The sequence below is a fragment of the Amycolatopsis sp. NPDC004368 genome (assembly GCF_053602515.1).
On sequence record NZ_JBSGDT010000041.1, the window covers coordinates 35,591 to 48,437 of the forward strand.

General features: G+C 70.1%; 11 protein-coding genes. 3 read left to right on the forward strand and 8 right to left on the reverse strand.

The annotated features are described in order from the left end of the window. Positions 1 to 983: 983 nt before the first annotated feature. Together ACWEOE_RS36170 and ACWEOE_RS36175 are read right to left on the reverse strand one after the other, a co-directional pair. Entirely contained in the window at positions 984 to 1,652 is a 669-nt protein-coding gene (locus tag ACWEOE_RS36170) for a response regulator (RefSeq protein WP_452017302.1), read from the reverse strand. Then, entirely contained in the window at positions 1,649 to 3,253 is a 1,605-nt protein-coding gene (locus ACWEOE_RS36175; RefSeq protein ID WP_452017304.1) for a sensor histidine kinase, read from the reverse strand. Before ACWEOE_RS36175 ends, ACWEOE_RS36170 begins: the two co-directional genes overlap by 4 nt. A 180-nt stretch (positions 3,254 to 3,433) precedes the next feature. Between ACWEOE_RS36175 and ACWEOE_RS36180 the strand changes: the two genes are divergently transcribed. Next, on the forward strand, positions 3,434 to 4,801 hold the full coding sequence (locus ACWEOE_RS36180; protein ID WP_452017306.1) for a cation:dicarboxylate symporter family transporter: 1,368 nt from the start codon (positions 3,434 to 3,436) through the stop codon (positions 4,799 to 4,801). Between the two features lie 123 nt (positions 4,802 to 4,924). Here ACWEOE_RS36180 and ACWEOE_RS36185 read toward each other — a convergent pair whose 3' ends face one another. From ACWEOE_RS36185 to ACWEOE_RS36195, 3 genes are read right to left on the reverse strand one after another with little or no spacing between them, the layout of a single operon-like run. Next, positions 4,925 to 5,368: an SRPBCC family protein gene (locus ACWEOE_RS36185; RefSeq protein ID WP_452017308.1), complete on the reverse strand. Its 444-nt coding sequence runs from the start codon at positions 5,366 to 5,368 to the stop codon at positions 4,925 to 4,927. A 4-nt stretch (positions 5,369 to 5,372) separates the two neighbouring features. Beyond that, entirely contained in the window at positions 5,373 to 6,083 is a 711-nt protein-coding gene (locus ACWEOE_RS36190; RefSeq protein ID WP_452017310.1) for an anti-sigma factor family protein, read from the reverse strand. Beyond that, on the reverse strand, positions 6,080 to 6,628 hold the full coding sequence (locus ACWEOE_RS36195; protein ID WP_452017312.1) for a sigma-70 family RNA polymerase sigma factor: 549 nt from the start codon (positions 6,626 to 6,628) through the stop codon (positions 6,080 to 6,082). Before ACWEOE_RS36195 ends, ACWEOE_RS36190 begins: the two co-directional genes overlap by 4 nt. 404 nt (positions 6,629 to 7,032) lie before the next feature. On the opposite strand from ACWEOE_RS36195, the gene ACWEOE_RS36200 reads away from it, so the two are divergent. Then, complete coding sequence (locus ACWEOE_RS36200; protein WP_452017314.1) at positions 7,033 to 7,194, forward strand: hypothetical protein; 162 nt, start codon at positions 7,033 to 7,035, stop codon at positions 7,192 to 7,194. Between the two features lie 50 nt (positions 7,195 to 7,244). Here the strand turns inward: ACWEOE_RS36200 and uvrA are convergent, their stop codons facing one another. Both uvrA and ACWEOE_RS36210 read right to left on the reverse strand, forming a co-directional pair. Further along, positions 7,245 to 10,106 carry an excinuclease ABC subunit UvrA gene (gene uvrA / locus ACWEOE_RS36205; RefSeq protein ID WP_452017316.1) on the reverse strand — a complete coding sequence of 954 codons (2,862 nt, stop codon included), beginning with the start codon at positions 10,104 to 10,106 and terminating at the stop codon, positions 7,245 to 7,247. Positions 10,107 to 10,180: 74 nt separating this feature from the next. After that, positions 10,181 to 11,401, reverse strand: a complete 1,221-nt coding sequence (locus tag ACWEOE_RS36210) for an acyltransferase family protein (RefSeq protein WP_452017318.1) — start codon at positions 11,399 to 11,401, stop codon at positions 10,181 to 10,183. A gap of 86 nt (positions 11,402 to 11,487) precedes the next feature. On the opposite strand from ACWEOE_RS36210, the gene ACWEOE_RS36215 reads away from it, so the two are divergent. Continuing rightward, positions 11,488 to 12,165: an MBL fold metallo-hydrolase gene (locus tag ACWEOE_RS36215; RefSeq protein WP_452017320.1), complete on the forward strand. Its 678-nt coding sequence runs from the start codon at positions 11,488 to 11,490 to the stop codon at positions 12,163 to 12,165. Between the two features lie 95 nt (positions 12,166 to 12,260). Here the strand turns inward: ACWEOE_RS36215 and ACWEOE_RS36220 are convergent, their stop codons facing one another. Further along, positions 12,261 to 12,740, reverse strand: a complete 480-nt coding sequence (locus ACWEOE_RS36220; RefSeq protein WP_452017366.1) for a hypothetical protein — start codon at positions 12,738 to 12,740, stop codon at positions 12,261 to 12,263. Positions 12,741 to 12,847 lie beyond the last annotated feature (107 nt).

Genomic DNA, 12,847 nt, shown 5'->3' on the forward strand with positions numbered 1-12,847 from the left:
CCGCCGCCTTGGCTCCCTCGCGGACGCAACGGGACGGACCGGGTCCTGCTGCGAACAGTCCCCCACCAGCACCTCGACTACCGTCACCGCAGTCGCCTCGCGAACGCAACGGGACGGACCAAATCCCGCTGCAACCAGCCCCCACCAGCACCTCGACTACCGCCACCTCAGTCCCCTCGCGAACGCAACGGGACGGACCAAATCCCGCTGCAACCAGTCCCCGCCCTGCACCTCGATCCGCAGCCTTCACGCGGTCTGGATCAGCTTGTCAAGGTACTCTTTCCCGCCTTGACAAGCTGATCCAGACCGTCGTTACCATAATCGGATTCGGGGTGCAGAAAGGGTTATCGGGCGCAATGATGCGCGCTAGCGCATCGAGGCGGTCGTTTTGCGGTTCCGTCACGGCTCGTCGCGCTAAAGCGCAACATTGCCGCCCCCAGATATCGAGAACGCACCCCGACCCTTGATCGTCACCACAGTCTGGATCGCGGAGAAGGCGGGGATCGAGGTGCTGGGCGGGGACTGGTCGGATTCTCGCCTTTTCGAGTCCAGTTGCGTTCGTTCTGGAGAATGGGCGTTGTTCGGAATCGTTGGCGTTGAGCCCGCGGGTATGGACGGTGTCGCATTGCAGTGATCAGAGTGTTGGGGCGGTTGCCCTGTCGTTCCTTGGGCAGGTCGCGTTCGCCCGGCCGTGTAGGCCGTTATACGCGATCGGCCGGTTCTTCAGGTGCCGCGCCGAGTCCGAAGTCGTTGCCGGACCGGTCGCGGTACCAGAGCCGGTAGGCGGCTTCGGGCTCCGGCCAACGCCGTGAGCTGCCAGTAGAACCCTTTGCCCAGCTGCTCCGGTCGTCGCAGAGGTGGGTGATGATCTGGGCCCGTCGGCCAAGGGGACCGTCGCGTCGCCGGTCACATACCGGATCTCTGCCATGAGCCCGAAACCTAAACCCCGCCCGCCGACAGAATCGGGTCCCGCGCACCCGCAGCTACGCCGGTCCGTGCCGGTACCAGACCTCCGGACGCCCGACCTGCCCGTACCGCGGCTCCCGATGGGCCAGCCCGTTGTCCGCCAAGTACTCCAGGTACCGGCGGGCCGTAACCCGCGAAGCCCCGATCGCGCTTGCCGCCGCGGCGGCCGACAAACCCTCGGAGGCGGCGGCCAGAGCGGAGGTGATCGCGTCCAGTGTTTCGGCGCTCATCCCCTTCGGCAGGGCGGGCTGCTCGCTGGTCCGCAGGGCCGCCAGGGCGCGGTCGATCTCGGCCTGGCCCGAGACCTCGCCGGACGCCTCGTGGAACGAGGCATAACGCTCGAGCTTTTCCCGCAGCGAAGCGAAAGTGAACGGCTTCAACAGGTACTGCACCACGCCCACCGAAACCGCGGCCTTCACCAGGGCGAGGTCGCGCGCGGAGGTCACGGCGATCACGTCGATGGGCAGGCCGGCCGCGCGCAGTGAGCGGCAGACCGCCAAGCCGTGGGTGTCGGGCAGGTAGAAGTCGAGCAGGACGAGGTCGACGGGTTCACGTTCGCAGAAGCGCAGGGCGTCGCCGCCGGAGTGGACGACGCCGGCGACGGTGAAGCCGCCCACGCGTTCCACGTAGAGCCGGTGGGCCTCGGCGGCCACGGGCTCGTCTTCCACCACCAGCACGCGGATCACCGCAGCGCCTCCTGCCTCGGCAACCGGACGGTGAGCACCGCTCCGCGGTCGCGCCCGACGGTCACGGTGCCGCCGTAGCGCCGCACGGCCTGCGCCACCAGCGCGAGACCGAGCCCGTGGCCCTCGGCCGCCTTGGTGGACCAGCCCCGGCGGAACATGTCCGCCACAGCTTCCTCCGGTACGCCCGGACCGTTGTCGGCGACCCTCAGCAGCAGCCCCTCGTCGTCGGTCAGCGCGGTGACGACCACGCCGGGCCGTTCGCTGCCCCCGCGCGCGGCGGCGTCGATGCCGTTGTCGACGAGGTTGCCGAGGATCGTCACGAGGTCGCGCCCGGCGATGTCGCCACCGAGGTCCTCGATGACCGTGTCGGGGGTGATCGTGAAGTCGACGCCGCGTTCGCTGGCCTCGGCGGCCTTGCCGAGCAGCAGCGCGGCGAGCACCGGTTCGGACACCGCGCTCATCACGCGGTCCGTGAGCTCCTGCGCCAGCACGAGCTCGGCCGTCGCGAACTCCACCGCGTCCTCGGGCCGGCCGAGCTCGACCAGGGAAACGACGGTGTGCAGCCGGTTCGCCGCCTCGTGCGCCTGCGACCGCAGTGCTTCCGAGAGGCTGCGCGCGGTCGTGAGCTCGCCCGTCAGCGCCTGCAGCTCCGTGTGGTCGCGCAGGATCACCACGGTGCCCTGCGCCCGCCCGCCCGACCGCACCGCAGTGGTCCCGACCACCAGCACGCGCGTGTCGGTGAGGTGCAGTTCCTCGGTGCGGGTCTCAGCGGACACGAACGCCGCCACCAGCTCCGGCGGCAGCCCCAGCTCGGCCACCGGCAGCCCGACCGGATCGGCGGTGAGGCCCAGCAGGGTGCGCGCTCCGTCGTTGCAGAGGCCGACGCGCCCGTCGCGCCCGACCAGCAGCACGCCTTCGCGCACGGAATGCAGCACGGCTTCGTGGTACTCGAACAGGTTGCTGAGCTCGCCGGGCGCGATCCCGCGCGTCTGCCGTTTGAGCCGAGCGCTCACCAGCGAGCCGCCGCACGCGCCGACGAGCAGCACCGCCGCTGCGACCCCGGCCAGCGGCCATACGCGGTCGCGCAGCTCGGCGGAGATCGCGGCGATCGTGATCCCCACCGCCACGAGGGCGACCACGCGGTGGTTCGCGTCGAACACCGGCACCACCGCGCGCACCGACGGCCCCAGCGAGCCCGTGTACGTCTCGGTCACCAGACCGCCCCGCTGGGCCGCGGCGATGTGGCCGAGGAACGGCTGCCCGATCAACGTCGGGTTCGGGTGGGTGTAGCGGATCCCCCGCGGGTTCATGATCGTCACGAAGTCCACGTCGGCGTCGGTCTGGACCCGTACCGCGTAGGGCTGAAGCACGGCCGTGGGGTCCGGTGTGGACACCGCCGCGAGCACGCTCGGCGCGTCGGCGATGGCGTGGGCCACGGCCAGCGACTGCTCACGCGCCCGGTCGATCGTCGTGCGGCCGGCGTCGAGGTAGGCGATCGTGATCCCGCCGGCCACGAGCACGAGCAGCACCGCCAGCTGCAGCACCAGCAGCTGGCGGGCAAGACTCCAGCGGCTGGACCGGGTCCGGGTGGGGGCAGGCACGTGCACATACCAGCACACCGAGGCTCGCGGCAACACCCGGGTGGCGCAATGACCCGCTCGTACCACCGTCCGAACCGGACCGGACATCTCGTACGAACTCAATGAACACAACGGTGACGCTGGTCATATCCTGCCCGCATAGTGACCGGCGTTCCACCCATTCACCTGATGGAGGCAACGGTGCCCACACCGACCCCCGAAGCGGCCGCGCCCAAGCGCGATCGCACGCGGTACCTTTACCTGGCCGTGATCGTCGCGGTGGTGCTCGGAGCCGCGATCGGCTTGATCTGGCCGTCGGTCGGCAAGGAACTCGCGCCGCTGGGCACCGGTTTCGTCAACCTGATCAAGATGATGATCGCGCCGATCATTTTCTGCACCATCGTGCTGGGCATCGGCTCGGTCGCGAAGGCGGCGAAGGTCGGCAAGGTCGGCATCACCGCGCTGGTCTACTTCGTCGTGATGTCCACGTTCGCGCTCGCGATCGGTCTCATCGTCGGCAACATCCTGCACCCGGGCAGTGGTCTGCACCTCAACCCGGCCGACGTGTCCAAGGTGCAGCAACAGGCCAAGGGCGCCGAGGGCGGCGTCGACTTCGTGCTCGGGATCATCCCGACGTCGTTCGTCTCGGCGTTCACCGAGGGCCAGACCCTGCAGACGCTGCTCATCGCGCTGCTGACCGGCTTCGCGCTGCAGAAGCTCGGCAAGCGCGGCGAGCCGATCCTGCGCGGCATCGAGCACGTGCAGCGCCTGGTGTTCCGCGTCCTGGCGATGATCATGTGGGCCGCCCCCGTCGGCGCGTTCGGCGCGATCGCGGCGGTGGTCGGCGCCACGGGCTGGGGCGCGCTGCGCAGCCTGCTGGTGATCATGCTCGGCTTCTACGTCACCTGCCTGATCTTCGTCTTCGGCGTCCTCGGCGCGGTGCTGTGGCTGGGTGCGCGGATCAACATCTTCCAGCTGCTCAAGTACCTGGGCCGCGAGTTCCTGCTGATCCTGTCCACCTCGTCGTCGGAATCGGCGCTGCCGCGGCTGATCGCGAAGATGGAGCACCTCGGGGTCAGCAAGCCGGTCGTCGGCATCACCGTGCCCACCGGCTACTCGTTCAACCTCGACGGCACGGCGATCTACCTGACCATGGCGACGCTGTTCATCGCCACCGCGCAGGACCAGCCGCTGGCGCTCGGCGAGCAGATCGGGTTACTGCTGTTCATGATCCTCGCCTCGAAGGGCGCGGCGGGCGTCAGCGGCGCCGGCATCGCGACCCTGGCGAGCGGCCTGCAGTCGCACCGCCCGGAGCTGGTCGACGGCGTCGGGTTCATCCTCGGCATCGACCGGTTCATGTCCGAGGCCCGCGCACTGACCAACTTCGCCGGCAACGCCGTGGCGACCGTCCTCATCGGATCGTGGATGAAGGAGTTCGACCGCGACAAGTCCCGCCAGGTCTTCGCGGGGTCCGCACCGTTCGACGAAGCCACCCTGCTCGACGACGCCCCCGCCGCCGAACCGCCCGCGGCAAAGGGCGAACCGGTGGGCGCCTCCGCGGGCAATTGAGCCGTTCGCACCCCAACCCCTCCCCCGCCGGGGTGCGAACACCCCCGTGTGCCGTGGTCGTGAGCGTCCCCCGTGCTCACGACCACGGCACACACATTTTTCCTGCGAGCTGTGCGGGGCGGGTCAGGCGAGGTAGGTGAGCAGGCCGCGGTGGCCCCGGCTCATCATCCACGCGTGGTTCGCGCGGAAGAACGGCCGGGCCACCGCGTCCAGCTTGCGCAGCAACGGTTTGCGCGCCCGCACGTGCTGCGTGATCTCCAGCCGCGTGCCCGCGCCGACGACGTGCAGCGCCCCGGCGAGGAACCCTTCGAGGTCGCCGCTCAGGCCCACGCGCAGGTGGCCCGTCGCCAGGTCCTGTTCCTCCCGGTGCATGGCGATCACCAGCCGGTACGGCAGCCGCGAGCGGCAGACGACCTCCGCGGTGTCGTCGTCGACGCGGCTGACCGAGCGCACGTCGGGCCACCAGAGCGGGTACGCCTCGAGGTCCACGACGGCGTCGAAGACCCGGCGGGCCGGGGCGGCCGGGAGCCACCAGGTGCTGGAGAACTGGTACTCCGCCCCCGCCATCCGCCTACACCCGCGCCGAGACCAGGTCCCGGCCGTCGAGGGTGACGATGCCGACCGACGCGACGTCGCCCGGCGCGACCAGTGCCGAACCGTCGAGGCCGAAGCCCTGCGTGCTCCACTTCTCCGACACGAGCCAGCTGCCGGCGTCCCACTTCGCGCCGGTCTTGTCCGTGACCACGAGCTTGCACTTCTCACCCGCGGGGATGCCCTTCACGGCCACGTGGACCTTCACCCAGCCGGCCGCGGGGATAACCGACGCGGTGAGGCTCGCGCCCGTCGCCGAGTTGGTGGCGCCCACGTCGCGGGTGCCGGGCACGCCGACCTGCTGCGCCGCTTCAGGAGCCGTCTGGCGGCCGATGACCACACCGCCGCCGAGCGCGACCACGGCGACGGCCGCCGCGGCCACCAGCCACAGGCCGCGGCGCTGTCCCGTGCCGCGGCTCGGTTCCTCGGCGGGCTCGGCGTGCTCCTCCTCGGCCCGGATGCGGCGCAGCGTGCGCTGCAGCAGCAGGTCGCCGCCCTCGGGCGGACCGTCGAGGAAGGCCTCGGGCGGCACCTCGTCGAGTGCTTCGCGCAGGGCACCGAAGTCCTTGAGCTCGAAGCGGCACTGTGCGCACGTTTCCAGGTGGCGTTCGAACTCGGCCACCTCGGCCGGGTCCAGCGCACCGAGGACGTAGGCGCCGAGCTGCGCGTGTTCCTGTTCGACCGCGCTCATCTCACTGCCTCCGTTCCGCCGCTCACCATCGCCGCGCGCAAGGCGCGCAACGCGTAGTACGAGCGGGATTTCACGGTGCCGGGCGCCACCCCCAGCAGTTCGGCCGCCTCCGCCACCGATCTCCCTCGATAGTAGATCTCCACGAGCACGTCGCGGTGCTCTTGCGACAGCCCTTCGAGGGCACCCAGCACCGTCATCGAGTCGACCACTCCCTGGGCGTGGTCGCGCTCCACCGGCGCCGCGAGCGTCTCGGGCCCCTCGGCGACCTCCGTCGGCCGCGAGGCGCGCGCCCGCGCCCGGTCCGTGACGAGGTTGCGCACCACGGTGAGCAGCCAGCCGCGCACGGACCCCTGGTGGTCGCCGGTCAGGTCGTCGGCGTGCTTCCACGCGCGCACGAGCGTTTCCTGCACCACGTCCTCGGCTGCCGTGCGGTCGCCCGTCAGCCTGGTCGCGTACGCCACCAGGCTCCGGCCGTGTTCCTCGTAGAGCTGCTCCACGAGCCGCTCGGCGGCGGCCCGTTTCGGCCGCCCGCGTCCGATCGCCACCCTCGACCTCCCGACGGTGTTCTGGGTAGGCGAGGACGTTACTGCAAACCACGGCGTGAACGCCGGTCGTCGCCACACGCCCAGCACCGCCGCCGTGTCCACCGGGAGATCGCCCCCTTTCCGCGTCGTCACCGGGTCGCCGGGTCCGTGGTGAGAGTCCCCGACACTCCTGACACGGATGCCGGCGCCGTGCGGTTCACCACGAATTCGGAAACTTCATCGGCGGAGTTCGGCACCGGACGCTCGGCGGATGGGTCGTCCCGGTCACCGGGACCCGGGTTGTCGATCACCGGCGGCGGCTCCCAAGCCGGCCCGGCGCCGCCGCCTGGACCGATTCCGGAGGCTTCGCTGCGCCCTGTGCCGCTGAAAACTCGCCTCGCGCTCTCGGGTGCTCGACTACGCGAATGCCGCCGACGGACCGTGGACGGCGCTGCGGTACCTCCCGGGACACGACGCAGTGCGCGCTCTCGTTGCTGCCCGAGGAGGTGGACGCCGCGTTGCGCGTACAGGCGCTGTACTACGGACCACTCTCCCCGGTCGTGACCCGCACGACCGGCACGGACTGACCTCCCCGGTGCGGTGGCCCTGAATCGGACCACCGCGCCGAGCGCGGCGGTCAGGCCGGGTTGAGGACCTGGCTCAGGAACTCGCCCGTGTAGCTCTCGGGCACCGACACGATGTGCTCCGGGGTGCCCTCCGCGACGACCATGCCGCCGCCGGAACCACCCTCGGGACCCATGTCGATGATCCAGTCGGACGTCTTGATCACGTCGAGGTTGTGCTCGATCACGATCACCGTGTTGCCCTTGTCCACCAGCCCGTTGATCACGCCGATCAGCTTGCTGATGTCCTCGAAGTGCAGGCCCGTGGTCGGCTCGTCGAGGATGTACACGGTCTTGCCGGTCGAGCGCTTCTGCAGCTCGCTCGCGAGCTTCACGCGCTGCGCCTCACCACCGGAGAGCGTCGGCGCGGGCTGGCCGAGCCGCACGTAGCCGAGGCCGACGTCGACCAGCGTCTGCAGGTGCCGGTGGATCGCCTTGATCGGCTCGAAGAACTCGGCCGCCTCCTCGATCGGCATGTCCAGCACGTCGGACACGGTCTTGCCCTTGTAGTGCACCTCGAGCGTCTCGCGGTTGTAGCGGGCGCCCTTGCAGACCTCGCACGGCACGTAGACGTCGGGCAGGAAGTTCATCTCGATCTTGATCGTGCCGTCGCCGGCGCACGCCTCGCAGCGGCCGCCCTTGACGTTGAACGAGAACCGGCCCTGCTGGTAACCGCGCACCTTGGCCTCGGTGGTGGCTGCGAACAGCTTGCGCACGTGGTCCCACACGCCGGTGTAGGTGGCCGGGTTGGACCGCGGGGTGCGGCCGATCGGCGACTGGTCCACGCGCACCAGCTTGTCGACCGCGTTCAGCCCGTTGACCCGCGTGTGGCGGCCCGGCACCTGGCGCGCGCCGTTGAGCTTGTTGGCCAGCACCTGAGCGAGGATGTCGTTGACGAGCGTGGACTTGCCCGAGCCGGACACGCCCGTGACCGACACGAGGCAGCCGAGCGGGAACGACACGTCGATGCCGCGCAGGTTGTGCTCGCGCGCGCCCACGACCGTGAGCTGCCGCTTCTTGTCGACCGGGCGCCGGATCGCCGGCACCTCGATCGCGCGCCGGCCCGACAGGTAGGCGCCGGTGAGCGACTCCTTGCTCTTCAGCATCTTCTTGTACGGTCCACTGTGGACGATGTGCCCACCGTGCTCGCCCGCGCCCGGGCCGATGTCGACGACCCAGTCGCTCGCGCGGATCGTGTCCTCGTCGTGCTCCACCACGATCAGCGTGTTGCCGAGGTCGCGCAGCCGCGTGAGCGTCTCGATCAGGCGGTGGTTGTCGCGCTGGTGCAGGCCGATCGACGGCTCGTCGAGCACGTAGAGCACACCCACGAGGCCCGAGCCGATCTGCGTGGCCAGCCGGATGCGCTGCGCCTCGCCGCCCGAGAGCGTGCCCGACGCGCGGTCGAGCGAAAGGTAGGTCAGGCCGACGTCGAGCAGGAAGCGCAGGCGCGCCTGGATCTCCTTGAGCACCGCGCCGGCGATCATCGCCTCGCGCTGCCCGAGCACCAGCTCGTCGAGGAACTTCGACGCCTCGTCGATCGACAGGGAGCAAACCTCGGCGATCGAGCGGTCACCCTGCGTGGCGTGCTCGAGGGTGACCGCGAGGATCTCGGGCTTGAGCCGCGTGCCCTGGCACGTGGGGCACGGCACCTCGCGCATGTAGCCCTCGTACCGCTCGCGCATGTACTCGGACTCGGTCTGCTCCTGGCGCCGCTCGAGGAACGGGATCACGCCCTCGAAGTTGGCGTAGTACGAGCGCTGCCGGCCGTAGCGGTTGCGGTAGCGCACGTGCACCTGCTCGTCGACGCCGTGCAGCACCGCCTTCTGGACCTTCGCCGGCAGCTGGCGCCACGGCGTGTCCATGCGGAACCCGATGGCTTCCGACAGCGACTCGAGCAGCCGGATGAAGTAGTCGGCGCTCTGCCCGCCGGCCCACGGCGCGATGGCGCCCTCGCCCAGCGACAGCTCGTCGTCGGGCACCACCAGCTCGGGGTCGACCTCCTTGCGGATGCCGATGCCGGTGCACACGGGGCACGCGCCGTAGGGCGAGTTGAACGAGAACGAGCGCGGCTCGAGGTCCTCGATCGCCAGCGGGTGGCCGTTGGGGCACGCCAGGTTCTCGGAGAACCCGCGCACGCGGTTCGGATCGTTGTCCGGCAGGTCGACGAACTCCAGCTCGACCAGCCCGTCGGCCAGCCGCAGCGCCGTCTCCACCGAGTCGGTGAGGCGCTGGCGCGAGCTCGTCTTCACGCTCAGGCGGTCGATGACCACACCGATCTGGTGCTTCTCCTGCTTCTTCAGCTTCGGCGGGTCGGTGAGCGGGTGCACCTTTCCGTCGACGACCACGCGCGCGTAGCCCTGCTGCTGCAGGTTCTGGAACAGGTCGAGGTACTCGCCTTTGCGCCCGCGCACGACCGGCGCGAGCACCTGGAACCGCGTGCCCTCGTCCATGTCGAGCACCTGGTCGACGATCTGCTGCGGCGTCTGCTTGCTGATCAGCTCACCGCACTGGGGGCAGTGCGCCTTGCCCGCGCGGGCGTAGAGCAGCCGCAGGTAGTCGTAGACCTCGGTGATCGTGCCCACCGTGGAGCGCGGGTTGCGCGAGGTGGACTTCTGGTCGATCGACACCGCGGGCGAGAGGCCCTCGATGAAGTCGACGTCGGGCTTGTCCATCTGCCCGAGGAACTGCCGCGCGTAGGCCGACAACGACTCGACGTAACGGCGCTGCCCCTCGGCGAAAATGGTGTCGAAAGCGAGGCTCGACTTGCCCGACCCGGACAGTCCCGTGAACACGATCAGGCTGTCGCGGGGCAGATCGAGGTCGACTCCGCGGAGATTGTGCTCGCGGGCCCCGCGAACAACGAGGCGATCAGCCACGCCCACGTCCCTTCAACTCAACTCTTCGGCTCGGAGGCCGGCCCGGAAGTGCTGCACGGGCGGCCGCGTCCATGCTAGGACGGGCCACCGACAGAAACGGGATCCGGCTCTGCGACCTGGGCTTTTGCGGGTTCCTGGCCGGTTCGGTGGGCGGTCAGGCGCCGGTGCAGCGGCCGTTCCACCCACGCGGTGATCGCCCAGCCGGCCAGCACGGCGGCGGCCAGCACCGCGGGGAGCCGCAGCCAGCCGGGAACACCGATGTCCAGCAGGGCGCGCGCCAGGACGTAACCCAGTTCCTGGTGCACCAGGTAGAGACCATACGAGATCCCGGCGAGCCAGGTGATCGCCGGGGCGACCCGCGCGAGGCCCGGGAACCGCCAGTCGGGACCGCGTGCCGCGAGACAGATCACCAGCAGCAGCACGGCGAAGCCGATCGTGGAGGGCCAGCGCGCGGGGTCCTGGGCCATCGCCCGGTGGAACGGGAAGACGTGCAGGTCCTGTACCACGATACAGGTCGCGACGAGCAGCCCCAGGTGCCACGACTTCAGCCGTTCGCGGTGCCAGAGCCACAGCGCGATGCCCATCGCGAACAGGTGCGTGCGCTGCAGCCCCAGGCCGAAGAACACGTTCACGACCTGGATCGGCGTGTCGCCGGGGTCGAAGATCCCGAAGCGCACCACCGCGGGAGCGACCATCAACACCCACACGAGCCACTTCATCACCCGATCGGTGCGCCACCGCCGCGGGAACATCCACGCGGCGGCGGCGAACGCGAACAGCTGGACCGGCAACGTCCACCACGAACCGTCGAGGTAGTGGAACCCGTAGTAGTCCCACGCCTGGATCATCCCGAGGTTCGTGAGCAGGTCCTGCCAGGTGGGGATGTACCAGGGGAACGGGTCCGTCGGCGGGCCCTGCGGCACGCCGAACAGGAAGCCGCCGACGCCGTGCGGCATCGGCAGCCCGCTGAAGCGGATGGCTGCGTACCGCGTGACGACGTAGGTGACGACCACCACGACCAGGTACGCGGGCACGAGCCGAGCCACGCGGCTCCAGAGCCATGGGGCGGTGTCGTGCTTGCGGACGCTCACGCACACGAAGTAGGCGGAGATCACCATCAACCCCGCGGCTCCGAACTGCGCGGGCACGCGGAAGGGGTAACCGGTCAGCTCGCCGTGCAGCAGCGCACCCTGGTGCGTGACGTGGCCGAGCACGACCGAGACGATCGCGATGACTCTCAGGAGATCCCAGCTGATCCGTCGGGTGCTGCGGTGCGGTGTCGTGGTGTTCGGCACTGGTTCCCTGGGGTCGCCCGGCTGGTCGCGCCCGAGCCTACGTGTGGGGGTGGGACAGACGGCCTCCCCCCGGCTACCGTGTGGTCGTGAACATCGCCGACACCTACACCGGGCACGTCGAACCGGGCGGCGACGCCGCCCGCCGCACCCTGGCCGCGCTGACCATCACCAAGCTCTCCGTGGGGCCGATGGACAACAACGCGTACCTGCTCGTCTGCCGCGCCGAGAACGAGGCGCTGCTGATCGACGCCGCCAATGACCCCGAGCGCATCTCCGACCTCATCGGCCACGGCCCCGACCGGCCCGCGCTGCGCACTGTCGTGACGACGCACCAGCACCAGGACCACTGGCAGGCCCTGGGCGCCGTGGCGGGCGCCAACGGCTCGAACACCGCCGCGCACCCCCTGGACGCCGGCCCGCTCCCCGTGCCGCCCGATTTCCTGGTCGAGCACGGGGACACGTTGCGCGTGGGGCAGGTCACCCTCGAGGTGATCCACCTGCGGGGACACACGCCGGGGTCGATCGCGCTGCTGTACCGGGACCCGGCGGGGCATCCGCACCTGTTCACGGGTGACTCGTTGTTCCCGGGTGGGGTGGGGAAGACCTCGTCGCCGGAGGATTTCGCGTCGCTGCTGGACGACGTTTCGGCGCGGATCTTCGATTCACTGCCCGATGAGACGTGGTTTTACCCGGGGCACGGGGACGATTCGACGTTGGGTGCTGAGCGGCCGAAGTTGGCGGAGTGGCGTTCTCGCGGTTGGTGAGTTGAGTTTTGCGCCGGGCCGCCCGATTGTCGGGTGGCCCGGTTTTGTTTGGTGCCGCAAGGTCGGGTTGGACTGCGGCGGAAGGTGCGATCCGGTCAGAGCACGGTGATGTCGCGGATCTGCCCGTGGCCGTCGGTTTCGGTGGCGGTGAGGCGGACCTGCGCGCCGCCGCTGGAGGTGGCCGGGGTGGAGGCGCTGGAGGTCGTCTGGTCGGCGAAGACGAGGACGTGGGCGGTGCTGCCGGTGATGTCCTTGATGCCGATGGTGCGGACGCGGCTGGTGAGCGTGAGGTGGTTGGGCACGGCCTGCTGTTGAACGGCCGCGAGCAGCTGCCGGTATTGGGTGACGGCGTTGCCGGTCAAGTACTGGTTCGCGGCGCGTTCGGTTCTGGCGACGTCCTGGTAGTCCAGGGAGAAGACCGCTTCGCAGGCCGCGCTGAGCTGGCCGGTGAGGGCGGAGGTGGCGGCGGTGTCGGAGAAGGCCGTGTTGGTGGCCGGGCCCGAGGTGGTGGTCTGGTGGGCCTGCACGGCGAACCAGCCGGCTGCGGCCAGGAGGACGGCGGTGAGCGCGGCCAAGCCGATGGTCGCCCGCCTGCGGCGGGCGGTGGACGACGGCTTGTTCGATGCCCCGGAGGTCTCGGCAGCGGAGCCGGAGTCGGGCTCGGCGACCGAAGAGGCAGACC